This window comes from Marisediminicola antarctica (assembly GCF_009930795.1).
Classification (GTDB): Bacteria; Actinomycetota; Actinomycetes; order Actinomycetales; family Microbacteriaceae; genus Marisediminicola; species Marisediminicola antarctica.
Genome location: NZ_CP017146.1, coordinates 1,708,539 through 1,730,167 on the forward strand (window position 1 = coordinate 1,708,539; position 21,629 = coordinate 1,730,167).

At 62.5% G+C, this 21,629-nt stretch carries 25 protein-coding genes and 1 pseudogene; 18 read left to right on the forward strand and 8 right to left on the reverse strand.

The genetic code is table 11. The features are described from left to right. The first annotated feature begins 59 nt into the window (after nucleotides 1–59). Nucleotides 60–1,121 (forward strand): NAD(P)/FAD-dependent oxidoreductase, encoded by a 1,062-nt coding sequence (locus BHD05_RS16130; RefSeq protein ID WP_418763842.1) that lies wholly within the window; start codon nucleotides 60–62, stop codon nucleotides 1,119–1,121. Further along, nucleotides 1,004–1,981: a sigma factor-like helix-turn-helix DNA-binding protein gene (locus tag BHD05_RS08120; RefSeq protein WP_236966476.1), complete on the forward strand. Its 978-nt coding sequence runs from the start codon at nucleotides 1,004–1,006 to the stop codon at nucleotides 1,979–1,981. Before BHD05_RS16130 ends, BHD05_RS08120 begins: the two co-directional genes overlap by 118 nt. A gap of 2 nt (nucleotides 1,982–1,983) precedes the next feature. Here the strand turns inward: BHD05_RS08120 and BHD05_RS16135 are convergent, their stop codons facing one another. Then, nucleotides 1,984–2,751, reverse strand: a complete 768-nt coding sequence (locus BHD05_RS16135; protein WP_418763794.1) for a molybdopterin-dependent oxidoreductase — start codon at nucleotides 2,749–2,751, stop codon at nucleotides 1,984–1,986. Next, the gene (locus BHD05_RS08130) at nucleotides 2,724–3,167 is read right to left on the reverse strand and encodes a DUF3995 domain-containing protein (RefSeq protein ID WP_161885985.1); all 444 of its coding nucleotides are present in this window, start codon (nucleotides 3,165–3,167) and stop codon (nucleotides 2,724–2,726) included. Before BHD05_RS08130 ends, BHD05_RS16135 begins: the two co-directional genes overlap by 28 nt. Nucleotides 3,168–3,189: 22 nt before the next feature. Between BHD05_RS08130 and BHD05_RS08135 the strand changes: the two genes are divergently transcribed. From BHD05_RS08135 to BHD05_RS08165, 8 genes and pseudogenes are all read left to right on the forward strand, one after another. Further along, nucleotides 3,190–3,828, forward strand: a complete 639-nt coding sequence (locus BHD05_RS08135; RefSeq protein WP_161885986.1) for a TetR/AcrR family transcriptional regulator — start codon at nucleotides 3,190–3,192, stop codon at nucleotides 3,826–3,828. Between the two features lie 1,034 nt (nucleotides 3,829–4,862). After that, complete coding sequence (locus BHD05_RS08140) at nucleotides 4,863–5,168, forward strand: hypothetical protein (protein WP_161885987.1); 306 nt, start codon at nucleotides 4,863–4,865, stop codon at nucleotides 5,166–5,168. A 131-nt stretch (nucleotides 5,169–5,299) separates the two neighbouring features. Continuing rightward, nucleotides 5,300–5,359, forward strand: a pseudogene (locus BHD05_RS16140) (hypothetical protein); the annotation flags it as partial. A 153-nt stretch (nucleotides 5,360–5,512) separates the two neighbouring features. Next, nucleotides 5,513–5,845 (forward strand): hypothetical protein, encoded by a 333-nt coding sequence (locus tag BHD05_RS15925; RefSeq protein WP_236966477.1) that lies wholly within the window; start codon nucleotides 5,513–5,515, stop codon nucleotides 5,843–5,845. A 461-nt stretch (nucleotides 5,846–6,306) separates the two neighbouring features. Then, a complete protein-coding gene (locus tag BHD05_RS08150; protein ID WP_161885989.1) occupies nucleotides 6,307–6,732 on the forward strand; it encodes a BLUF domain-containing protein in 426 nt (141 codons plus the stop codon). Between the two features lie 673 nt (nucleotides 6,733–7,405). Next, a complete protein-coding gene (locus tag BHD05_RS08155) occupies nucleotides 7,406–8,266 on the forward strand; it encodes a hypothetical protein (RefSeq protein WP_161885990.1) in 861 nt (286 codons plus the stop codon). A gap of 3 nt (nucleotides 8,267–8,269) precedes the next feature. Then, a complete protein-coding gene (locus BHD05_RS08160) occupies nucleotides 8,270–8,638 on the forward strand; it encodes a GntR family transcriptional regulator (protein ID WP_161885991.1) in 369 nt (122 codons plus the stop codon). 87 nt (nucleotides 8,639–8,725) lie between these two features. Further along, on the forward strand, nucleotides 8,726–9,157 hold the full coding sequence (locus BHD05_RS08165) for a bleomycin resistance protein (RefSeq protein ID WP_161885992.1): 432 nt from the start codon (nucleotides 8,726–8,728) through the stop codon (nucleotides 9,155–9,157). A gap of 59 nt (nucleotides 9,158–9,216) precedes the next feature. On the opposite strand, the gene BHD05_RS08170 is transcribed toward BHD05_RS08165, so the two are convergent. Both BHD05_RS08170 and relB read right to left on the reverse strand, forming a co-directional pair. Next, complete coding sequence (locus tag BHD05_RS08170) at nucleotides 9,217–9,483, reverse strand: type II toxin-antitoxin system RelE family toxin (protein ID WP_161885993.1); 267 nt, start codon at nucleotides 9,481–9,483, stop codon at nucleotides 9,217–9,219. Continuing rightward, nucleotides 9,480–9,698, reverse strand: a complete 219-nt coding sequence (relB, locus tag BHD05_RS08175; protein WP_161885994.1) for a type II toxin-antitoxin system RelB family antitoxin — start codon at nucleotides 9,696–9,698, stop codon at nucleotides 9,480–9,482. The genes BHD05_RS08170 and relB overlap by 4 nt, the downstream gene beginning before the upstream one ends. A 710-nt stretch (nucleotides 9,699–10,408) precedes the next feature. Here relB and BHD05_RS08180 point away from each other — a divergent pair. After that, nucleotides 10,409–10,666, forward strand: coding sequence for a hypothetical protein (locus BHD05_RS08180; RefSeq protein WP_161885995.1), 258 nt, complete (start codon nucleotides 10,409–10,411; stop codon nucleotides 10,664–10,666). A gap of 904 nt (nucleotides 10,667–11,570) precedes the next feature. Here the strand turns inward: BHD05_RS08180 and istB are convergent. Together istB and istA are read right to left on the reverse strand one after the other, a co-directional pair. Continuing rightward, complete coding sequence (istB, locus tag BHD05_RS08185; RefSeq protein ID WP_161885996.1) at nucleotides 11,571–12,377, reverse strand: IS21-like element helper ATPase IstB; 807 nt, start codon at nucleotides 12,375–12,377, stop codon at nucleotides 11,571–11,573. Then, nucleotides 12,374–14,077: an IS21 family transposase gene (gene istA, locus BHD05_RS08190; RefSeq protein WP_161887432.1), complete on the reverse strand. Its 1,704-nt coding sequence runs from the start codon at nucleotides 14,075–14,077 to the stop codon at nucleotides 12,374–12,376. Before istA ends, istB begins: the two co-directional genes overlap by 4 nt. 160 nt (nucleotides 14,078–14,237) lie before the next feature. Between istA and BHD05_RS16145 the strand changes: the two genes are divergently transcribed. From BHD05_RS16145 to BHD05_RS08215, 6 genes are all read left to right on the forward strand, one after another. Next, nucleotides 14,238–14,360 carry a hypothetical protein gene (locus BHD05_RS16145; protein ID WP_418763795.1) on the forward strand — a complete coding sequence of 41 codons (123 nt, stop codon included), beginning with the start codon at nucleotides 14,238–14,240 and terminating at the stop codon, nucleotides 14,358–14,360. Then, nucleotides 14,329–15,414: a CU044_5270 family protein gene (locus BHD05_RS08195; RefSeq protein WP_161885997.1), complete on the forward strand. Its 1,086-nt coding sequence runs from the start codon at nucleotides 14,329–14,331 to the stop codon at nucleotides 15,412–15,414. The genes BHD05_RS16145 and BHD05_RS08195 overlap by 32 nt, the downstream gene beginning before the upstream one ends. A 388-nt stretch (nucleotides 15,415–15,802) precedes the next feature. Continuing rightward, the gene (locus BHD05_RS08200) at nucleotides 15,803–16,018 is read left to right on the forward strand and encodes a hypothetical protein (RefSeq protein WP_161885998.1); all 216 of its coding nucleotides are present in this window, start codon (nucleotides 15,803–15,805) and stop codon (nucleotides 16,016–16,018) included. Between the two features lie 308 nt (nucleotides 16,019–16,326). Further along, nucleotides 16,327–17,115 carry a peptidoglycan-binding domain-containing protein gene (locus BHD05_RS08205; protein WP_161885999.1) on the forward strand — a complete coding sequence of 263 codons (789 nt, stop codon included), beginning with the start codon at nucleotides 16,327–16,329 and terminating at the stop codon, nucleotides 17,113–17,115. Nucleotides 17,116–17,118: 3 nt separating this feature from the next. After that, nucleotides 17,119–17,805 carry an ABC transporter ATP-binding protein gene (locus BHD05_RS08210; protein WP_236966478.1) on the forward strand — a complete coding sequence of 229 codons (687 nt, stop codon included), beginning with the start codon at nucleotides 17,119–17,121 and terminating at the stop codon, nucleotides 17,803–17,805. Then, nucleotides 17,802–18,905 carry an FtsX-like permease family protein gene (locus BHD05_RS08215; RefSeq protein WP_161886000.1) on the forward strand — a complete coding sequence of 368 codons (1,104 nt, stop codon included), beginning with the start codon at nucleotides 17,802–17,804 and terminating at the stop codon, nucleotides 18,903–18,905. Before BHD05_RS08210 ends, BHD05_RS08215 begins: the two co-directional genes overlap by 4 nt. A gap of 322 nt (nucleotides 18,906–19,227) precedes the next feature. Here BHD05_RS08215 and BHD05_RS08220 read toward each other — a convergent pair whose 3' ends face one another. Further along, on the reverse strand, nucleotides 19,228–19,752 hold the full coding sequence (locus BHD05_RS08220) for a hypothetical protein (protein ID WP_161886001.1): 525 nt from the start codon (nucleotides 19,750–19,752) through the stop codon (nucleotides 19,228–19,230). Continuing rightward, nucleotides 19,749–20,120, reverse strand: a complete 372-nt coding sequence (locus BHD05_RS08225; RefSeq protein ID WP_161886002.1) for a hypothetical protein — start codon at nucleotides 20,118–20,120, stop codon at nucleotides 19,749–19,751. Before BHD05_RS08225 ends, BHD05_RS08220 begins: the two co-directional genes overlap by 4 nt. Before the next feature lie 192 nt (nucleotides 20,121–20,312). On the opposite strand from BHD05_RS08225, the gene BHD05_RS08230 reads away from it, so the two are divergent. After that, on the forward strand, nucleotides 20,313–21,497 hold the full coding sequence (locus tag BHD05_RS08230) for an integrase catalytic domain-containing protein (RefSeq protein WP_161886003.1): 1,185 nt from the start codon (nucleotides 20,313–20,315) through the stop codon (nucleotides 21,495–21,497). The last annotated feature ends 132 nt before the right edge of the window (nucleotides 21,498–21,629 follow it).

The window sequence follows — 21,629 nt, forward strand, 5'->3', positions numbered from 1 at the left end:
AACCGAGCAAGGAGACCACAATGGCAACGACAGTGCTGGGAGCCGGATACGCCGGACTCATGGCAGCCAACCGGCTTGCTGGGCAGGGGGAGAATACGACATTGGTCTCTCCCAATCCCTGGTTCGTCGAACGCATTCGCCTGCACACGCTCGCCAGCGGGCGCAGAAATCATGTACGCATTCCGCTCTCGACCCTCGTGCACCCAGAGGTCGATATCGTGACCGACACTGCCGTTCTCATCGGCGAAGACACAGTTCATCTTGCCTCGGGCGACCCTCTCTCGTTCGATGTATTGATCTACGCCGTCGGATCGGGCGCACCTTCTCGACCGGGTGTGCACTCAGTCGCGTCCGAGGCGGCGGCCGCACGATTGAAACAGGCGTTGGGTGATAGGCCACAAGCATCGGTCACGGTGATCGGTGCAGGGCTTACCGGCGTCGAGGTCGCTGGGGCGATGCTCGATGCGGGTCGCCGCGTGCGAATTATTAGCGCCTCAACGCCAGACAGGAAAGCAGCGCGCGCCCATCTGGACGAACTTCGCCGACGAGGTGCCATCGTGGAGACCGGCCGTCGCGTAGACCTTGACGATGAACTCGACGCCGACACCATCTCCATCGACGCGACGGGATTCTTCGTACCGGGCCTCGCTCGTGACTCTGGTCTCCCCACGGATGACCTCGGGCATCTCATAGTGGACGAGCAACTGACCGTGCCTGGCCACCCTCACGTACTGGGGGCCGGGGACGCAGTGCGGGTCGACTCGCCCTTCGCCGACCACCTGCGACCCGCATGTGCCACCGCGCTCCCCATGGGTGCGCACGCGGCTGACGTGATCCTCGCGCGTCAGCGCTCCGAGCCCGAACGACCCTTCGCTATGGGATACGCGCTGCAGTGCGTCGACCTAGGCCGTGGCCGTGGCCGAGTGCAGGTATTGCACCCCAACGACTCCGAGCGTGCAATCGCTATCACGGGGTTCGCGGGTGCACAGCTCAAAGAGGCAGTGTGCCTTATGACAGTACGATGGATGATGCAAGAACGCGATCGTTCTGGCCGTTTCAGTTGGCCTGCGCCGCCGACCAGCACGCCGCCAGCCGTTGCCGCAAGCACGAGGACTGCATGAGAGAAACGGCCCACGGTTCCGTCTTCACCGCCAATAGGCCCGTCATGATGGCGGCGGCGTTCCACATCACGGGATCGCGCGACGACGCCGAAGACGTTGTGCAAAGCGCGTGGGAGACGTGGTCACGTATCGACGTCGCGACGGTGCACAACCCGCCCGCTTTCCTTTCAGTCATGGCTGGGCGACTCGCGCTTAACGCCGTTCGCACTCAGCGACGTCGGCGCGAAACCTACCTCGGCCCGTGGCTGCCTGACCCCATCGTTGATGACGGCTCTCCGGAATGGGCGGTCCTCCATCGTGACGGCCTCGGGCAGGCGCTCGACTTCGTTCTCTCGACATTGACACCCGAGCAGGCGACAGCGTACGTCTTGCGCAAGGTGCTCGAGGTGGACTACGAGAGCATTGCCGAGGTCGTTGAGGTGAGCCCCGCCGCCGCGCGTCAGTTAGTGTCGCGCGCGCAACGTGCTGTCACGGCATCACTGGGAACGCTGCACGGTGACCAGCGTTCTCGCGACGGCGCTGCGTTGTCGGCTCTTGCCGACGCCGTTATCTCAGGTGACGTCATGTTAATTGCTGCACTGCTCTCTCCGGAGGCAACCCTCTACTCTGATGGTGGTGGCACCGTCAATGCCGCGCTCCGCCCGGTACACGGAGCAGAGAAAATCGCGCGATTCCTCGTCGGGATCGCTGCGCAGCCCGGCGTCGTGCTGGTTCCGTCGGTCATCAACGGCAGCGCCGGGCTTGTGATTCAGGAGGGGGCGAACGTCACCACCACTATCTCGCTTCGCGCCGGGCTAGATGGAATCGTGGCGATGTACTTCGTGCGCAATCCCGACAAGCTCCGTCGCGTGCAGCCCTGAGGTCATCCAACTTTGGGTGCTCTTGGCCGGCGCCGGGCTTGAGCTTCCCCCGATGCCATTCGGCCGGTTCGCTCGGCTACTGCGATCGTCAATGGGACGAGGAGCCGATACGGCCACCGTAGTAGTCGAGCTGGGATGCGACTATGGCGCTCCTCAAGAGCGACGCGTGCCCGGAGGTGTTCTTTTGGGCCGAGGGTGCCCGGTGGTTCGGTGAAGTGGATTTCGAGCGCACAGAAGTGCTTGACACTCTTGTAACCGTATTGCGAAGGGCTCACGAGCCGGAGAGGTGCCCCGTGGCGGATCTCGAGTGGCTGCCCGTGCATTGCACTGGCCACCAGCACGTCTGGGCCCAGCAGGTCGTCCAGTGTGTACACAGCGCGGAATTCATCCGCACCGATGGCGACAACGTACGCAGCGTGGTCCGGGCAGCGCGGAGCGATGAGCTGTTTCCAGACGGCCGTCATCGGCGGTCCCGTCCAGCGGACTTGGCGATGAGTCCACGTGGTCACACAATGAAAGTCTGAGGTCTGCTCGCGGGGACCGATTCTCGCAAGATCGTTGGCGGTAAGTGTGAACGGCGTGATTCCCTCGCCTCGAACTTCGATCCGTGCCGGGCCTACTGACAATGGTGGCCGGAGCAACGGGTTATCGCTGAATCTGGGAAAAATGTCGAGACGTCTCTGGCCGGGTGGGAGCCCTGGCGCACGGCGTGGCCACGTTGAGCGCAGCGAGGCTACCCAGTTCATCGGCGTCCACCGATCGCCGCGCATACGCCGAGAACTATGCACAGCGGCGAATACAGGCGACGGTCCCAGTGGCGGTATTCTGGGCTCGCTTTGCCCCCGGGTAGAGATGACCAAACAAGGCCGCTGGCGCCGCGTGCCAGTAGGGTGCCTGCCACGGCTTTCATGCCGAGCCGCACGAGCCGCGAGTGCGAAGGCGCCGGTCTACTTGCCAACACGGCGATCAAACTCGCACCCATGAGGGAGATGGCGACGATGGCTGTCAGCGGTCGGCTGGGGAAGGGTCCTCGGCCGACCACCAGATCGGCGAGCTCGTCGTAGTCTTTGGCCGGCCAGCTGGACCCTGACGCCCAGAGAATGTGGAGAGCCGCAGCGGCTGCCAAACCGGCTGCTGCAATCGCGCCGGCCACCAGATGAATTTCCGTACCCTGCCGTATGTTCATTCCCATACGATAGCGTATGGTGATGAACTCAAGCAATCGCCTCACCGCCGACGATTGGGCCAAGGCGGCACTAGATGTCATCGCTACCGCTGGAGTGGACCAAGTCACTATCGAAGGGCTGGGTCGCGACTTAGGTGTGACCAAGGGGAGCTTCTACTGGCACTTCGCAAACCGCCAGGCGTTGATCGCCGCCGCCCTCGACCTGTGGGAGCGGCGGGCGACTGTCGAGGTCATCGAGCAACTCATGAAGATCGTGGACCCGGTGGCTCGCCTTCGGGTCCTGTTCGAAATCAGCCTGGGGGATGCCGTGGATGGTCCTCTCGATGCTGCGCTGGTCGCGGCGGTAAACGACCCTGTCGTCGGGGTGACGGTGCGAAGCGTGACCCGTCGTCGTATTGAGTTTCTGGAGCAACTTTTCACCGATATGGCTCTATCGGCGTCTGAGGCAGCGATTCGGGCGCGTATCGCCTACTCCGCCTACGTCGGCCACTTCCTCGTTAGCCGAGCACTCGACGACGCAGTTGATCTCGATGGATTCTTGAACGGCTACATTGACCAGCTCGTCGCTTCGCTCGCCGCTGACAGTCCGGCGAGCGCGGCGGGCGACGGATCAGCTGTTGGGCTCGCCGATGACCGCGCTGGGCAGAAAGATCGCCGTTAGGGCGCTCTGCCTTCCAGCTACGTGAGAGAACAAGCCCCGCATTGTGTATGTGCAGCGGTCTTGCGAGGGGGAGTCGACCTCAAGAAGCTAACTCGACAAACGTCAATAGAGACGAGTCTTGTCTTGTTAGAGAACCATCGTGAGGGCCCACTTCAGCGGCTGAGGTGAAAGTCCAGTTCGAGCCAACACGTTGGGAAGCCGGGCAATGACCAAAGTGCGACGCCAGGGAATGCTTTGACGAGGCCGGTTGTCCGAACTAGGTGGCGAAAGTCCGAACTGTCGTGTCACGCGACAAATGTTGTCGCGTGCCACGGTAGTCCGGACAAATTGCCAACTCCGGACACCCGGGATTCCGGGGGAGTGGGCGTTCTCGCCTAACCGAGTTTTGCCACGGTACTTCGGACAAGCGCGGGCAAGGGGGTTTTGTTGTGCGCTAGGGGAGCTGCCTTCTGCGCGCCAGCACGATGAAGATGGCGATTCCAGCGACAGTGGCCGCTGTGCCAAGGATGAAGGGGATCGTTGCGCTCCAGTCAGGAAGGGCCGTGACAAAACCAAGGCCGTCGGCTCGCTCCCACGAACACGCACGTCCGAGGGGGATCCATGAGAAGTAGCCGCGGACTTCGACGGCTTCGGAGACGAGTGCGTAAGGGGGTGAGTCGCGGAATGGACCTTCGACGAGGCATTTGTATTGCACGCCCGACCAATAAGCAGTGATCCATCTCGAGCTGACCCATGTCACGGGGAACAAGCATCCACCCGCGAACAGAGTTCGCCCAAGGTTGAGCATGCGTCGATTCGGCGTCATCGTCCGACGTTAGCGGATCCGGAACTCCGACGAGATCGCTTTCTGTCGCACGGGGCTGGCCATATCGCGCGCCCTGCGAGTCGACGGCGTCGGCCTTTCGCAGGACAACTTCGGACAAGCGGGAGCGGGCGGGCTTGCTGATGCGCAGGCAGCACCTCTAGACGCGCGGTACCGCCTTAGGAGAACAAGGTTCTTCCAATGGGTGCCAATCGTATTGGGAGGGGCGCTGGTGATCGTTATCCTCATGACTTGGTGGTCCCGGCGCGCTGACTACGCGAACTATCGTGCATTCGGCTTGACTGCTCCGCAGATGATCTTGCTACTTACCACGGAAACGGCGCTGACTTTCTGGCTGCCCATCGTGGTGGGATCTAGTCTCGCCTGTCTCGCGCTTGCTCCCTGGATCAGTCCCGTGACGGCACGGCTGTTGGCGGGCGATTACGGGACACTTCTGCTGACAGTGAGCCTGACGCCAATGCTGGGCGCTTTGCTGCTCGGGCGTCGATCCGCGTTTGAAGTCGCTAAGGGCGGATGATCGTGTCGAGCGGCCAGGCCTGCACGAATGCTTACGGTTCGCGGAAGCAGAGTTGCCCCCGCGTTCTCGGGTTGGCTTTGTCAGATAAGTCTGAACGGCCACGGCAAGTCGCGGCCGACTTACAATAAGCCATGCCTGCTGAATTCTCACCCGCGGGATGGTACCCCGATCCTGGGAGCCCTGTCCGGCAACGATGGTGGGACGGTGTCGGATGGACGAACTGGTCTCGGGTAGTCAGCGATGATCCCTTCACCAGCCCGTCATCAGATGGTGTTCGAGTCAAGCCCGTGCAGGGCTCGACCTCTTTCGTTTGGTGGATAGCGACTTGTCCACTGTGGATCGCGATGAGCTTGTTCGTCACTTTCGGATTCTCGCTGGCGTCACCTCTCGCTGGGGTCGTGTTCTCGGGATTGCCCGTTGTCTTCGCAGTTGCGCTCTTTGTGCTCGCCGCGGCGGACCGCGATCAGCTCAGAGGTCGCGGTTGCTTGAGTGCTGCGTCGCCATTCTGGATACTGCTCTCCCCCATCGGCTATCTCGCTGTGCGCTGGCTGACCGTGCGGCAGTACGGCGGTAGTGGGAGCTCACCATTGATCGCTTTGGCAGCGCAGCTAGTGTTGCTTTCGGCGATTTTTATGGTGTGGAGTGGCCTGCTTGGTTTCGGGGACATGTCGAACTGAATGTAATGGCATCAATCGGCCGCCCGCAGGCGTCCTGCTCTTCGGTCCTGAGGCCCCCAATATTGCCCCGTGAGGGGACGATCACCGGGCGGCATTTGAGGAGCTCGCGAAAGTGTGATCGAGGCTGGATTTCGGTGTTGCCCAGGTGCCCGCAGGGGAACCTCTCCGGGGTTGTCCCCGGCGGTCGTGCTGTTGTCAGTGCTCATCGTGATCATCCGTTCTGTCAGGCGAGAGACCATGCGTAGATTTCAGGGGACCGTTCTATCACCGCAGCCGAATGAAGTGAGCGTGAGAGGCAAAGGTCCCGGTCACGGAAATCTCCATTCCGTCGATCGCGCACCGGCTCCCCGGCTTGCCAGGAACGCTTAGAATTTACCTGCTGGCTTGCTCGGTGGATGGGGAACTCCACGGGCAGGGAAACCTATCCCGCTTTAATTGCCGGCAGAACTGGGAGGAAGTTCATGCTGTCGATCGCCTATGTGAGCTCTGCCACCGGGCCGGTATCAGATGACGAAATCGCGAACGTGTTGATGCGCTCACGTGCCAACAACGAACGTGATGGCATCACGGGGGCCCTTCTCTATCATCGCGGCCGCTATATCCAGATCGTCGAGGGACCGGACGAGATCGTGCGGACCCGGTTCGAAGCGATCGCCGCCGACCCTCGGCATCACGTCGTCGACAAGATGCGCGAGCAGTTCATCGCGGACCGCCAATTTCCGGAATGGACCATGGGATTCCGTGCGCTATCCGACGAATCGGTGAAGGAGCTGGACGGGTTCGAGGACTTCTTCAACAGGAGCGGCAAAGCCCGGCTCGAGCATGCGGAGAACGAGGCCCAGCAATTTCTGGAATGGCTCGGCGAATACTGGCTTCCCCGGCGCTAGACCAGCGCGATCTGAGCAGAGACCGGCGTCATTTCACCGTCGCTACCGCGCGTGCGAGCAACCGGAGGAAATCTTCCGTCGGCTCCGAATACTTGGCCACCGTTCCCAGGGACACCACCCCTTCTTGAGCGAGGGCAGTCTGTTCTTGACCTTGGCTTTGCCGTTGACGGCCCGCCACGAGTCAGCACACCGAGTGGCCGAGCTCGCGATGCCCACCGACGAACTGAACAGTTCCCTCGCGGTCAGATACTTGTCGCTTCGCGCCCCCTCGGCGCCGACCTGAAGGGCGGCCCCGACGCAGTCGACGAGCGCCTTGCGTCACGCATCCAGGGTTGCAGAAGTTGAACTAAGGATCAAAGCCGCTGAGGCTGGCTATCGACATCGAAAGCCGCCCGCAAGCCGGTCGATCACCGGGCGGCTTTTCGGTCATCGCGAGAGCACGCTCTAGACCACTTTTCGCACGGATCGGCCGCCCGCAAGCCGACCCCTATGCGGGACGCATTCTGCCATGGTGTGTTCCGAGCGGGGCGTCGTCCTCACCACGGCGTCACGTCTTCTGCACGCCTCTTGATGGGGACCTCAGCGGGCATGAGGTCGCATTGGCTTGTTCTGGCATTTGTTACTGCGCGCATCTAAGCTTGATACAAGCTTGTTACAAAAGGGATGGTGTGCGATGGCTTTTGTCTGGGGAATACTCGCGATCGGAGGGGCGGCTTTCCTGCTGCAGCTCGTCTTTAAGCCGCGCCGGCGGCGGCGCGAGCATCTCGTCCTGGCATTCACTGACCGCTTCGATCTCCCGGTCACGTCCGCGGTCGTTGATGTCATTGATCGAAGGATTCGAAACCAGATAATTGGACAGGCCGTGGGCGGGCTCGCTGCAGTGCTGGGATTCGCGGTGGTGGTCCTGGTGGCCCCTGGACTCGTGCCCGTTGGCATTGCAGGATTCGCCACCACGGGCATCCTTGTGGCCGGGATGGCAGCCGGAGGTGCAGTGTTAGCAGCGCGCCAGTTCCCTGCCCCGGGAGGGCCCGACGCGACGCGGGTCGCTCGACTCGACGCACCCACCCTGGGCGACTATGTTCACCCGGCGTGGGTTTGGGCTGCAGCCATCGGGGCCGGGACTGCGGCAGCCCTGAGTGCCGGGCTGCTCACGGGAGCCATCCCCGGTGATGCTGGTGCAGCCGGAATACCACTCGCTGGTGTGGCGGTCTTGGCGGCCCTGGCAGTCGCCGGTGTCGCCTGCGCCGCGATCATGACTCGGCGGCTGTTGGCGATCCCCCAACCGGCCACCGATGAGGTCGAGCTTGAGTGGGATGATGCTCTTCGCGCTCACGCTCTGCGGGACGTCTGGATCGCATCCATCGGATTCAGTGCAGCCACCGTCGTTTCAGCATGCTCGTGGATGTTCAACGCCGCCTCGCCAGGGCTCTACGTCGGTATCCTGATCGGCATGGCGCCGCTACTGTTCCTTGAGTTTCGGGCTAGCAGCCGCTCGAGTATGCGCCTGTGGCGACATTCCGACGTTGTGAGCTGACCGATGCTGCTCAGTATCGACCCACACGCCGCCTCCCCGCCGTATGAACAGATCCGGATTCAGATCGCGGCGCTTGTGCGCTCCGGAGAGCTGCCTGCAGGTACTCGGCTCCCCACCGTGCGCAGACTCGCTGGCGACCTAGGGCTCGCCCCGAATACGGTTGCCCGGAGTTACCGGGTACTCGAGAGCGATGGAATCATCGAGACCCGGGGGCGAAAAGGCTCCTTTGTCTCCCGGCAAGGCAACGCGAACGAGCGACTTGCCCAGGCAGCCGCGGCAACCTACGCCTGTCGAACTCGACAACTCGGCATTCTCCCCGAAGACGGAATCCGTTACATCCAGGCCGCTCTCGAAACCGACACGGAAAGCTGAGGTCCAGAAGCAGCGGCGCGAGACATCAGTCCGTGTCGATCTGCGCAGCGGGAACGTGCTGCGGGCCCCGTGTGTCACGATGAGGCAGTGACCGAGGAATTCGAACCTGCACTCGTGCCCGAGCTGCTGGTGACTGATATCGATCGGAGCATCGAGTTCTGGTGTGGAACCTGTGGATTCGAGCTCCGCTATTCGCGACCAGAAGAGCGATTCGCCTACATCGTCCTCGGTAAAGCACACGTGATGCTCGAACAGGTCAGTGTCGGCCGGAACTGGGTGACTTCTGAACTTGAAGCACCTCTCGGCCGCGGTATCAACTTTCAGATCTCCGTTCCCGACACCGATGCAATTGTGGAGAGACTGGAACTTGCCGGGGTGGAACTCTTTATGCAACCAGAAACCAGGTGGTACCAACTGGCCGACGATGAAGCCGGCGTAAGCCAGTTTCTTGTGACCGATCCGGACGGCTATCTAATCCGATTCCAGTCATCGGTCGGACGGCGTCCAATCGTCCGGTAGTGGAACGGCTAGCGCGACAGAACTGTTTGTCTTGGCGCCTGCGTAAAGTGCTTCTGTGTTCAAAGCTTGTTATAAACCTCGCGACGGTGTGCGACCTCAACAATGAGGATGAGAATCTGATCGTCGTCGATAGTTGTGAGGATGCGGTAGTCACTGACCCGATAACGCCAGAACTCCTCGTTCACGAGCTTCTTGCCGAGTAAGCGCGGATTGTCGAGGCGAGCAAGTTTTTGCTCAAGAAATCTACGGATGCGTTTCGCTGCTGTCGGATCAAGTTTTGTAACCTGCTTCGCTGCCTTCGGAGTGAGTCTGATCGCGTAGCTCACGCAGGCCAGACCACGTCAGCAAGATCGATCGCATCGTCGTTGGACTGAGTGAATTCCTCCAGCGCATCTTTTGCCAGGAGGTAGTCTTCGTTCTCGTCCAGATACTGCGTCAACGCCTCGGTCGCATAAAAAGTTTTCGACCGGCCAGTACGCGCAGACAGGTACTGCAAACGACGCTCCGTTTCATCGTCAACGCGGAGATTGATTTGCGGCATGGAATCCTCCTCTGGATGCTATACAAATATAGCACCATCTAGGGCAATAAAGACCGATTTCGGCAGACCACCAGCCCGCAAGCGGTACGCCCCGCGAGACAGTCCCAGATCGTTGTGCCCACTCGTGGCCACCTACACGGTGCACTGGGGTACTTTGGTGGCGCTTGACCCGGAATGCACCGATCGAAGGTGGGGTACTTTGGTGGTGCCTGACTGAATAGCAGAGCACGGCGGAATCATCCGTCAATTGCGTCGCCATTCCGAAGCACACACAAGAAACGTATCGGAAGTCCGAACGACGAGAAATGATGGCTCAGCAGATGACTATCAGTGAGGTCTCAGAATTTAAGCTGATCAACCCTCTTATTTTGCACGTATCAGACTTTCCGGGGCACACACAAGGTGCATTAATGCCGATGGTTGTCGAAGATGTGGTGCTTGAGGCCGGAGGTGGACCCACCAGTCGCAGAGGCGGGCCCAGCAGCCGTTACAGCTATGAGACAGGCCAACGCCGTCACAGCGAATGCCTTGGTAGACCGAATGTTCACGTGCTTCTGCTTGCGTCATTGCCGGAGCCGCACGCCAGAAAGCGTCGCGGTGAGTCGAAGGCTAGGTCTCTACGCTCTCTTTCACAAGGAAAACTCTAAGGTTCCTATGCGGATGTCGCGGCTGAGCGTAGAGTCAACCAAATCGACTAGTGAAGGGCTCGCATGTCATTCTCCAGCAGCATTTTGCAAAACCGTTTGCGTATGTCCGACCGCGAACAAAGTGAATTCCTTGGGGTAATCGCTGTCGCCCTGGCAGTCTTTCTGCCGGTCGTGGGCCTTCCTGTCAGTGCGATCATCTACCACCGGTCAAAGCAGCGATTCGAACCCAACCGCTTAGCGCTCATCGCTGTGCAGATCGCATCCTTCTTTCTGGCGACACTCATCATTATCGCGATCGTCATTCCCCGACTCGGCTCCTGAGCTCACGGCAGGCCCGCTTCGCACCAGGGCGGCCCTCCCGGCTTTGAGGGCGCTGCTTCCGCGGCGAATCGAGATTCCGCCGCAGCGGAACTCGTCCAACGTGGAGCTGATCGGACGTGAGGTTTCCTTCGTTGGAACTCGGAGTGCTCGGGCGCCTGCCACTACTGGCCTACTTCATCATTCCGTCGACGATTCGCGCGTCTCTCGCGGGGCGCGAACGGAAGGGACGGAGATCACCTCTGAGGAAAGCGCGGCGGGATGGATGACATCCGTCGAACCTCATCGTGCCGGTGCCGCATCCATGTCTGTCCTCGCAGAGCCGGACAACGAACTCAGCCTCACGGTGGGACGAGCGTGGCTGGAGTTATGGGGGGGAAGGATGACCCGATCAAGTGGTTGCGTGAGGTCGTTGACGCCCGTCACGTCATCGCGGGCCAGGTTGGAAGAAGCCGCAGGGTCGCAGATTATGATCCACCCCCGTATCGGCATACTCGGCGGTGGCCAAGTGCGGTTTCTCCCGTGACGATGGCATCGCATCCGCAGATATGCGCCGTATCTGGAGACGTGAGAGGCGGCGACTGGACGCGAGGTGACTGAGGAACGACCCATGTGATTGCTTCACGGGAACGCTACTTCCAAGTGGTGGGCAGTATTCCGAGTGAAGAGAGAATCAAGAACCCAGCACCGACGACCGAGAGGATCACGCCGATCAAGCGGGTCTGCCAGACGGTCAACCGAGAAGAGCCACCGGTGCGGAGGAGGAGGGTGTGGACCCAATTGCTTCGGATGGCGCCGACGAGGCCCCACACCAAGGCGACCGCCCCTCCGATAGCGGAGATGTAATCGGCCGCATCTCGGCTGGCCTGCCTTTTCACGATCGTGACTGGTGCGAAGTGGAGCCAATTTACCGGCTCTGCTGTTGCCGGGTGTGGGCGAGGCGGTAGGAGTCGGTGCCCGTCTCGATGATGGTGCCGTTGAAGGTGAGCCGGTCCACAATCGCAGCGCAGAGCCTTGGGTCTGTGAACGTTTTCGTCCAGCCGGAGAAGGACTCGTTCGAGGCGATTGCGATGGAGTTGTTCTCCTCCCTCTCGGTGAGGACCTGGAACAGGAGCTCCGCGCCGTGGCGATCCAATTCCATGTACCCCAGCTCGTCAATCGCCAGGAGATCCACGCGTCCGTAGCGCGCGATGGTCCTAGCGAGGTTCTTCTCGTCCGCGGCCTCCACGAGCTCGTTCACCAGCCGGGTGGCGAGGGTGTACTTGACCCGAAAGCCCTTCTCCGCCGCAGCGGTAGCAAGTCCGATGAGGAGGTGGGACTTCCCGGTGCCGGAGTCGCCGATGAGGCAGAGGGGTTTCCCCTTCCGGACCCAGTCGCCGGTGGCGAGGGTGTTGATGGTCGCGGCGTTGATGTTCGGGTTCGCGTCGAAGTCGAAGTCCCCCAACCACTTGTCCCTCGGAAAGCCGGCGGCTTTCACCCGGCGGACGGAGGAGCGTCGGTCCCGGTCGTCGCATTCGGCGAGGAGCAGTTCGGCGAGGAACCCGTGATAGCTGAGCTGTTCCTTCTGCGCGGTCGCGGTGGCCTCGTCGACGACGGCGCGGATCGTCGGCAACCGGAGCCGCCGACAGGCCTGATCGATCGCCGCGATAGCGGCTTCCTCAGTTAGACCCCACCTTCGGCGGAGGGTGGTGGTTACGCTGGTGGTGACGGTCATGATGCTGTTCCTTTCTTCACCGCCGCCGGAACGGCCGCGGGAGTCTCGGTTCGTTCGGGCAGGCGGAGCAGTTGGTCGTAACCCGCAACCGACGGCAGCGGTCTGGTGTCTGCAGGGAGTCTGGCGACGACGGCGGCGGGGTCCTGAAGCCTGCGTTGGGTGAGGCTGATGACCCGGGGCCCGGCTGTTTGTCCGTCGCGTTGCTCGTGATCGTGTGCTTGAGCAACACGATGACGGCTAGAACTGGCCCCACCCGCAGCTTCATGTCGGCGGGCTTCCACTGCGACGACATCGGCGGTGACCGCTCCGACGAGAAGCGCCGAACGGATGCCGGCTTCGACATCAGCGGCAGCCATCGACCGGTGCAGGAGGAGGACATCGATCAACTGCCGGGTCGCGACGGAATCCCCGTCCGTCTTCCGGGCCGCCGCCCAGAACGCCTCATGCGCTGACGTGAACGTGCCCGCCGCTCGAGCTGCGGCCAGTGCCGTCGATCCGGGCAGAGCACCCGGCTTCTTCTTCAACACGTCGAGGTAATGATCGAGGTCCACCGATTCCCCGCCCCGAGCCACGACCCTCGCGTGCCGGGCCACCTCGAGACGACCGTCGAACACAACGACCTCGGCCGCCCCCAGGGAGACCCGCACTTGCCGGCCGATCAGGCGGGAGGGAACGGAGTACCTCGCCATCCGCACCGTGATCAGACTCGACCTGTCCACCCGCGGCGTCAGCGGCAACCCAGGATCGAACCGTTCCGCCGGCAGAACGGCCAGGAGCGGTCTCTCGACGGCGAAGTCCTCCCCGACCGACCGGAGTCGGGTGTCGATCCGGCGGGCATCGTCGGCTTCATCCCAGGCGATCAGCTTCTCGTTCAGCTGGGCGAGTGTCTCGACTTCGGGCATTGGGGAGAGACGGTTCCGGCGGAACCTGCCGACCTCGCCCTCGACCCCGCCCTTCTCGTGGGCACCTCCGATGCCGGGTTCGCAGTAGAACGCGTCGAAGCCGTAGTGGGAGCGGAACAGCACCCACCGGTCGTTCTCATCCCGACGCCTGCCGAACAGGACCTTCGTCACCGCGGAGGTCAGGTTGTCGTACCGGATATGCCTCGTCGGGACACCCCCGATGATGTCGAACGCGTCGATGTGGCCCTGCAGGAACGCTTCCTGCGACTGGGTCGAGTAGATCCGATGCACCGCCTTCCCCGAGTGGGAGAGCCGGAAGACGAACATGTGGCACTTCGTCCTCACCCCGGCAAGGACCACCCACACGTCACCGAAGTCGACCTCCGCCTCAGCCCCCGGCGCATGGCACTGCGGGATGAACGCATCGGCCCGCCGGCGGCCCGCCTCCACTTCGATCTCGACCCGGCGGGCCCGGGCGTAGTCCCGCACTGTGGAGTAGGACAACTCCGTCGCCTCGTGCTCCTCCGCCAGCCGGGCGAGGATCCGGGTGGCTGTGTGGCGTTGCTTCTTCGGGGCATCGAGATCCACCCGCAGCATCTGATCGATGGCCTCCTTGAACGGGGCCAGGCGAGGCGACACCCGAACCTGCACCTTCCGTGCCGGCGGCTCCGCCGACTCCAGCGCTGCCCGCACGGTTCGTCGGTGGACACCATGCCGGCGGGCTAACTCCCGTACCGAGAGTTCCTCGATCCGGGCGTCCCTCCGAATAGTTGCGAACAGATCCACCATCGACCTCATCGAGGGCCCTCTCGTCAGAATCATCCAGACGAGACCACGCTCACGGGCGGCCCACTCAAACCCGCGAAAGACCCCCGGCAAGTCCGAAACGGTGGGGCCACATGTAGCCGTCACCCCGGGGCCACATCAGGCTGCCATAGCCATCGCCCTGAATATACCGGTGGGCACTGTCCGCTCACGACTGAACCGCGCACGCCGCAAGCTGCGCATCGCGATCGATCCGGGCGCAGCCCGTGACGAGGAGGTTGAACATGAACGAGGTCTCGCTCCTGCGTCAGATTAGTAGTGACGCACCCGAACCCGAACGGGAGGCGGTCGATCAAGCGCGCGCTGCGCTGTTCGAGCGGATCCACGCCGACGCCATACCCGGCGCCCGGTCCGTTCCGGCGAAGCGTCACCGTCGTGCACGATGGGCTGGGCTGGGGGTGCTGGGCGCTGGTGCTCTGACCGTGGCGCTCGTTGCCACGAACTTGCTCGGCGTGGGCGACTGGCGGGGTGGTGCAGACCCTGCCGCCGCGAACGCTCTCAACCAAGCGGCACTCGCGTCCATCGACACGTCCGATCCGGCACTGCTTCCAGGTCAGTATCTTCTAGTGGAGTCCAACTCGGTGTATGGCAACACCACCCAGGTCGACGACGGCGAATATGTTTCGTATCTCACTCTTAATAAGGACAAGCTCTACGTACCCGCCGACCAGTCCGATGAATGGATCTGGGAACGCGGAGCCCGTGTTCCCTACCAGTCCTTCAACGCGGAGGGTGAAGCGCTCGCACAGCGCGAGTACGCCGCAGCAGGGCAAACGGGGGAAACACTTCGCGCGCCAAATGCCGAGTTCTACGGAAACTCTGTCATCCCCGACTTCGAGGCCTTGCCAAAGGATCCGCAACAACTACTCGACTACATCTACAAGACCACAGAAGGCCAGGGAATTTCCGCCGACTGGATGGCGCTGCTATGGATCACGGAGGCGCTGCGAACTGGTGTAACTCCCGCTGACGTGCGCGCAAATCTCTACCTAGCTGTCGCAGGCATCCCTGGCGTTGAGATCACCGAACAAACCGCGAACCTCGACGGCCAGACCGGCATCGCGATCGGCCGCTACGAAAGTGAGGACGATTCCCGGCAAGACATCATCATCGACCCCGACACCGGGACACTCATTGGAGAACGCCGCATCGACTACAGCGGCGATTGGGGCTACCCGGCCAACACAGTGCGAAGCTTCACCGCCATCAAAACCTCTGTCGTCGACTCGGCGCCGGGCGGCGGCACCCAGAACGGGCACCTCGACGGGGAAGGATGCACAGATCTGGGCAGCGGAGCATTCCAATGCTGAACCTTCCAGCACCCATCCCCCAAATGCAATCGACCTCCCGCCGACTTTGTCGATCCCGATTCCGGTCGAAGCATCTGAGAAGCGCTGAAACACAAACGGACGTCCACCGGACGGTATTTCCCGCCATCGCGAGATCTGTGAATTTGGCGGTTAGATGGTGGCGTTCTGTGATCGCGAAGTGGCGGCGTCCTATCTCAATAACTGACACCACACACCTGAAACCCGTACTTTGCGGTGCGTAGCTGCCAAATAGCCGGTGCTGCATTGAAAATTCAATCATGTGGCTCGCGCCCTGGCCGGGCTCTTCTAAGCCGAAGGCTATGGGGCTTCTCGCAATGATCGGCCAACCATCGGCTCCCATCTTCGGGCGAGGGCGTATGGTCGCGGTATGGACGTAGATGTCAGAGGTCTGCTGGGCCGTAGAGAAATCCTGAGCGCCTACATCAAGGTTTTCGAGCGTCCGGAAGAACTTCTGCAAGTTTGTGCACAGGTCGCGGGTGATTCCGACGCGGCGCGGACTGCGGTGGCCGTAGCTTCCGATTTGAGTGAAATTAGGGCGAGGGCCCTTCTCGACCTGGTCGACCCGTCCCGCTTTCTGCGTTGAAGGATTGAGAGAACAATTTGGTAAATTCAGCGGTTCGTCCTCGCCGCTCCTGGGGTCGAGTGCTCGTGGGGAGCCTGCTGCTTCTCTTGGCCGGCGCTGGTGTCGGGTGGGCGGGCGCTGCGGTCTTGGTGCCTCCCAGTAATGTACTGGATGCGACTCCGTTCACCTATGTGGATGTGGTGCCGGGTGAGGTCGGGTCGAGTATCAGCCTGAACACGGCTGCGGAGTGGTCTCTGGTTTTGGTGGGATCGAACCAGGCCGTTGGGACGGTGACGGGGGTAAATGTCACAGCTGGTCAGGAGGTGATAGTGGGCGCGACTTTGTATTCGGTCAATCTTCGCCCGGTGGTGATCGCACAAGGGGACGTGCCGGCGTTCCGTGCGCTGGCGCAGGACACGGTCGGCGCGGATGTCGCCCAATTGCAGCGAGCCCTGTCCTCGTTGAATTTGTACCGGGGGTCGGCGTCGGGGGCGTTCACTTCGGCGACGACGACCGCGGTGAAGGCGTGGCAGAAGGCGCTGGGTGTTCCTCAGGACGGGGTGGTACAGCCGGGGGATGTGGTGTTTGTACCGACGCTGCCGACTCGGGTGTCGTTGGACACCGAGGTTGTGACTCGTGGGGCGGTACTGATCGGGGGTGAACCGGTGGTATCTGGTTTGCCTGGTGCTCCCGCGTTCACGGTTCCGGTGACGGAGACGCAGGCGGTGCTGATGCCGACCGGTACCCGGGTGGAGATTACGAGCCCTGAGGGGGGCCTGTGGGAGGGGTACGCGACCGACCGGGCCGGTGACGATTCGACCGGGATCGTGGTGAACGTTCAAGGCAAAGACGGTGCTGTGCTGTGCGGGGACGGGTGTGCTCAGGTCCCGGTGGAGGGGCAGACGCTGTTGAGCTCGAGGATTGTGACTGTGGAAACGGTGACCGGTCTCACCGTCCCTTCCGCTGCCTTGCTGAGCAACGCGGACGGGACCGTGTCAGTCATCGACGCGGACGGTGTCGAGCATCCGGTGACTGTTTTGACCAGCGCCCGCGGCATCTCCGTGATCATGGGTGTCGACGAGGGACTGTCCGTCCGCATCCCCGCGACCGAGGGCTGACCGGTGCCGGTCGAGCCCCCCACCTCCTTTGTTGCCGCGCCCGTGGGCGGAGAGGTGGTCGTCGAGGCGCGCGGGATGTCGTTCGGGTACGACCCGACCATGCCGGTGCTGTCCGACTGGTCCGCGACGTTTCGGGCGGCTGAGGTGGTTGCGGTGACCGGTCCGTCCGGTCGCGGGAAGTCGACCCTTTTGTACCTGCTCGGACTGATGCTCCGCCCCACCAGCGGGCAGATCCTTGTCGAGGGGGTGGATGTGTCGAAAGCGAGCGACCGTGCCCGGTCTCTGTTGCGGGCGCACCGGTTCGGTTTCGTGTTCCAGGACGCAGCTCTCGATGCCACCCGCACTGTCCTCGACAATGTCACAGAGACCTCTCTCTACCGGGGCGCGTCGAAGACTGCGGATCGGCGGCGGGCGGTGGAGCTGATGGACCAGTTCGGGGTGAACCTCCGCGCGGCCGCGAAACCCGGACAAGTGTCCGGAGGGCAGGCGCAACGCATCGCCCTCTGCAGGGCACTTCTCAACAATCCCCGCATCCTGCTCGCGGACGAGCCCACCGGGAACCTTGACGCAGTCTCCTCCGACCTCGTCATCACCGCCCTCCACACCCAAGCCGCGACCGGGACGACCGTCATCGTCGTCACCCACGACCCGGCTCTCGTCGCTCGCTGTGACCGGAGAATCGACCTTTGACGACCCTCCGTCGGTGGAGCGCCGCCGTCCGGGAAGCGGTCGCAACCGGGTGGGCTCAACCCGTCGCGTCGATCGTCACCATTGTGGTGATCGCGGGAATGTGCACCGCCGTGCTCCTCACAAGCGGACGGACCGTCGGTGCGGAGCAAGCCATCCTCGGCTCCATCGACGCGGAAGGTACCAGGTCCATCATCATCCGAGCCGAACCAACCGCAGGCCTCGACCCGACCGTCCTCGACCGGATCAAACAAATCCAGGGCATCCAATGGGCAGGAGCCTTCGGTCCGGCATTGGATGTCACCAACGCGGCGTTCCCCGGAGCGACCCGTGTTCCCGTCCGCCTCGCGTGGGGTGACGACTTCCAGAGACTCGGCCTCCCGAACACATCTTCTGTCCCGGGAAGCAGCGTGTGGGCATCCTCGAGTGCCCTCGACTCCCTCGGCATGCCCGACCAGGTCGGCGGTGCGACCACCGGGGAGGGCCGCAACTTCGCAGTCGTCGGCACTCTCACCACTCCCGACTACCTGACCTTCCTCGAACCCCTCGCCATCGCCCCGCAGACCGACCGGGTCGGACAGGTGTCCGTTCTCGTCGTCGTCGCCGCACGACCGGATCTGGTTGCTCCCGTCTCCGATGCGGTCCTCTCAGTCCTCGCCGTCGACGACCCCACGCTCATTACCTTCAGCACCAGTGAGAACCTCGCGGAACTCCGCGCCCTCGTCCAAGGACAGCTCGGGTCCTTCGGGAGGAACCTTGTCATCCTGATCTTCAGTCTCACGGCCGTCCTCGTCGCCGCGATCCTCTACGGACTCGTCATGCTTCGCCGGAGAGACTTTGGCCGACGACGTGCCCTCGGCGCCTCGCGCAGCCTCATCATCGGACTGCTCCTCACCCAAACCGGGATCCTCGCCCTCACCGGGGCGGCGATCGGCAGCGCCACGGCAACGATCACCCTCATCACCACCGGCGATCCCCTACCGGGTCCCTACTACTTCGCGGCGGTGAGCATCCTCGCCGCCGCGGTCGGCGTCACCGCAGCAGTCCTTCCCGCGATCGCCGCCGCCCAACGCGACCCACTCAAAGAACTCCGCGTACCTTGAGGGTCCAACGCTAGCCGGAGTGCACCGCGGAGCTTCGGGCATACCGGAACGTCACCGCCGCGGAGAAAGAATTCCGGGTCAGATGCACCCTCGCCACTAGGCTCGAGATTACGCATCCCCGGTCAAATTCTGAAGAAGTGACTGACGTCCGTAGCGCTTCACGTCGACCTGACCTATGTGGAACCTCATCTAGCCGTCATCGGGGGGCCACTTTGGCTGACATAGCCGATCCACTAGCAGCAGCACATCGTGACCCGGTACGCGAGCTTCGTGATCCGTGAGTCTCGAGCTGGAGGCCCTCACCGGCACCCCGCCCCCCTTCTCAGTAATCGTCTAGTGAGACATTCGGCTGTGGGCAGGTTTCCTGGATCTGGATCCACTCATCTTCCGGCATTGCCGGGAGCTCCCCGTAGGCGGTCCAGCTTCCCCGTTCATCGATGTATGCCTGCAGGGTGGGAGGGTCACTAAGACCGTCGTAACCTTCTCCGCGCAAGCAGTCGAGGGTGTCCACCTGCAGCGCGTAGCCGTCATTCAGCAACTCGTCGGTCAGCACGACATCCTCTCCGTCGGCGACGTCGAAGCCGCATCCCGCCTGAGCGGCGTCGTATTGATCTTCCTGCTCAGAGGGAAATTCGGCAGCGACCCCGCCTCCGCGCCCGATTGAGACATCCCAACCTTTCTCCTGCATGCACACCAGCAGTTGCTGTTCTTCCGGGGTGCCCTCTTGCAAGTATTCCGAGGAACGCTCAATGGCACCCGTGGAGCAACCACTGATTAGCGCCACGCAGACGCTGAGCGTCAGGACGACAACCGACTTCGGCAACGACTGTCTCCAAGTTTTTGTCACGCGCACTCGTAGTTGAGGTAATAGATCGAGCCGCTTGTTGCAAGGCTCGAACTGCTAACACTGGGCCAGTTGGTGTAAGCCCTGCGAGTTTCGGGAAAGATCAGCAGACCGTTGAACGTTGTTGTCTTAATCACGCCGTTTCGCACGCTCTTATGGACGGCGTCAAGAGTCGTTTGCGACCTGGTGACAACCGTTTTAGCGCCACAGCTGGTGGAGCCGAGAGAGGTGGAGGCGGCGTACGCCGGCGCAACCGCAAGAGTGGCGAGCAGAACACCACTTGCCGCCGCCGCCACAGCCATGGGGAGCAACTTCCGCGAATTCTGCTGAGTACTCAGATGTGACTGCATAATTTCGTTGCCCTTCATCATTGAACAGAACGTGCTGGACGCCGGGTACGGGCTCATTGTGCGCTTGCTTCCCCCATGTGTCAATGAAACGCGTTGACTCATAAGAAACCTCCGCGTAGCCGTATTCGTTGCCTCATGTGAGAACCTCCGCTTCGGCGTGGTTCGAGTCGTGGGTGGTGGATGTGGGTTACGCCCGTTTCTATGGAGCTGACGATGACGCAGCGGCAGGCTGTGACGAAGAAGAAAGCGCTCGCGTACCGGAGCGCCGACCGGGCCGGCAAGTCCCGGATACTGACCGAGCTGGTGGAGCTGACCGGGTGGCATCGCGACTACGCCCGGGCCGCGTTGCGGTCGGCGTTGACGCTCAAGGCAGTCAAGCCCAGGGCGGGGCGGGCGCCGACCTACGGTCCGGCGGTGACGGGGGCTCTGGTGAGGTGCTGGGCGGTGCTGCGGGCGCCGGCTGGGAAGCGCCTCGCGCCGATGCTGCCGGTGCTGGTGCCGTTGCTGCGCCGCGATAACGAGCTCGACCTCACCGATGCCGAGGCGGCCCTGCTGGTGCGGATGAGCGCGGCGACGATCGATCGGCGGCTCGCGCCGGAGCGGGCGAAGCTGCTCTCTCGCGGTCGGTCACATACCAAGCCCGGGACGCTGCTGAAGTCGCAGATCCCGATCCGAACCTGGGCCGACTGGGACGACGCGGTCCCGGGGTTCGTGGAGATCGATCTGGTCGGCCACGAGGGCGGGAACGCGTCGGGCGAGTTCTGTTTCACCCTGACGGTCACTGACATCGCGACCGGGTGGACGGTGAACCGGTCGGTCAAGAACAAGGCCGAGAAATGGGTGTTTGAGGCGCTCATGCACGTGCGCCGGGTGTTCCCCTTCCCGATCATCGGCATCGATTCGGACAACGGGTCCGAGTTCATCAACCACCACTTGTTCGACTACTGCGTGGCGAACAAGATCACCTTCACCAGGTCCCGGGCGAGTCACAGCAACGACGGCGCCCACGTCGAGCAGAAGAACTGGACCCACGTGCGCGAGCTCGGCTACCACCGCTACGACACCCCGGCAGAGCTGACCCTGCTGAACGAGATCTGGGAACTCGACCGGGTGTTCACGAACTACCTCCTGCCGCAGCAGAAGCTCGTGTTCAAGCAACGCAACGGCGCGAAAGTGCCCAAACGGTACGACGTCGCGACTACTCCGCACCAGCGCGCCATCGCCCGCGAAGACATGCGGAAGATGCCGATCATCAAGATGAACGCGGAGTTCAAACGAGTCCACCCCGCAGCCCAGTCCCGGAAGATCCTCGCGCTCACCGGACAGCTCGAAACCCTCGCGCTGGCGAAGAAACCCGCGGCCGTGAAACCGCCCGTTAATCAGACATTCAGCGGCTGAGATCCACGGAGGTTTTCAACTGAGGCAATGAATCAACCTTCCCGGAGGTATTGACATGAGGCAACAGGTGAAAGATCGAGCCGTCTAAGCGAGCCGAAGGCACTACAAGATTCGGCAGCCGTCATCTGCTGG

What these genes read in the sequence shown, in the direction of transcription:
- istA (WP_161887432.1), bottom strand. Translation starts at nt 14,077, where the DNA reads ATGAGGTCGATGGTGGATCTGTTCGCAACTATTCGGAGGGACGCCCGG.
- BHD05_RS08160 (WP_161885991.1), top strand. Translation starts at nt 8,270, where the DNA reads ATGCTGCTCAGTATCGACCCACACGCCGCCTCCCCGCCGTATGAACAG.
- BHD05_RS08180 (WP_161885995.1), top strand. Translation starts at nt 10,409, where the DNA reads ATGTCATTCTCCAGCAGCATTTTGCAAAACCGTTTGCGTATGTCCGAC.
- relB (WP_161885994.1), bottom strand. Translation starts at nt 9,698, where the DNA reads ATGCCGCAAATCAATCTCCGCGTTGACGATGAAACGGAGCGTCGTTTG.
- BHD05_RS16130 (WP_418763842.1), top strand. Translation starts at nt 60, where the DNA reads ATGGCAGCCAACCGGCTTGCTGGGCAGGGGGAGAATACGACATTGGTC.
- BHD05_RS16135 (WP_418763794.1), bottom strand. Translation starts at nt 2,751, where the DNA reads ATGCGCGGCGATCGGTGGACGCCGATGAACTGGGTAGCCTCGCTGCGC.
- istB (WP_161885996.1), bottom strand. Translation starts at nt 12,377, where the DNA reads ATGACCGTCACCACCAGCGTAACCACCACCCTCCGCCGAAGGTGGGGT.
- BHD05_RS08195 (WP_161885997.1), top strand. Translation starts at nt 14,329, where the DNA reads ATGAACGAGGTCTCGCTCCTGCGTCAGATTAGTAGTGACGCACCCGAA.
- BHD05_RS08155 (WP_161885990.1), top strand. Translation starts at nt 7,406, where the DNA reads ATGGCTTTTGTCTGGGGAATACTCGCGATCGGAGGGGCGGCTTTCCTG.
- BHD05_RS08130 (WP_161885985.1), bottom strand. Translation starts at nt 3,167, where the DNA reads ATGAACATACGGCAGGGTACGGAAATTCATCTGGTGGCCGGCGCGATT.
- BHD05_RS08225 (WP_161886002.1), bottom strand. Translation starts at nt 20,120, where the DNA reads ATGATGAAGGGCAACGAAATTATGCAGTCACATCTGAGTACTCAGCAG.
- BHD05_RS08200 (WP_161885998.1), top strand. Translation starts at nt 15,803, where the DNA reads ATGGACGTAGATGTCAGAGGTCTGCTGGGCCGTAGAGAAATCCTGAGC.
- BHD05_RS08135 (WP_161885986.1), top strand. Translation starts at nt 3,190, where the DNA reads ATGAACTCAAGCAATCGCCTCACCGCCGACGATTGGGCCAAGGCGGCA.
- BHD05_RS08150 (WP_161885989.1), top strand. Translation starts at nt 6,307, where the DNA reads ATGCTGTCGATCGCCTATGTGAGCTCTGCCACCGGGCCGGTATCAGAT.
- BHD05_RS08230 (WP_161886003.1), top strand. Translation starts at nt 20,313, where the DNA reads ATGACGCAGCGGCAGGCTGTGACGAAGAAGAAAGCGCTCGCGTACCGG.
- BHD05_RS15925 (WP_236966477.1), top strand. Translation starts at nt 5,513, where the DNA reads ATGAGCTTGTTCGTCACTTTCGGATTCTCGCTGGCGTCACCTCTCGCT.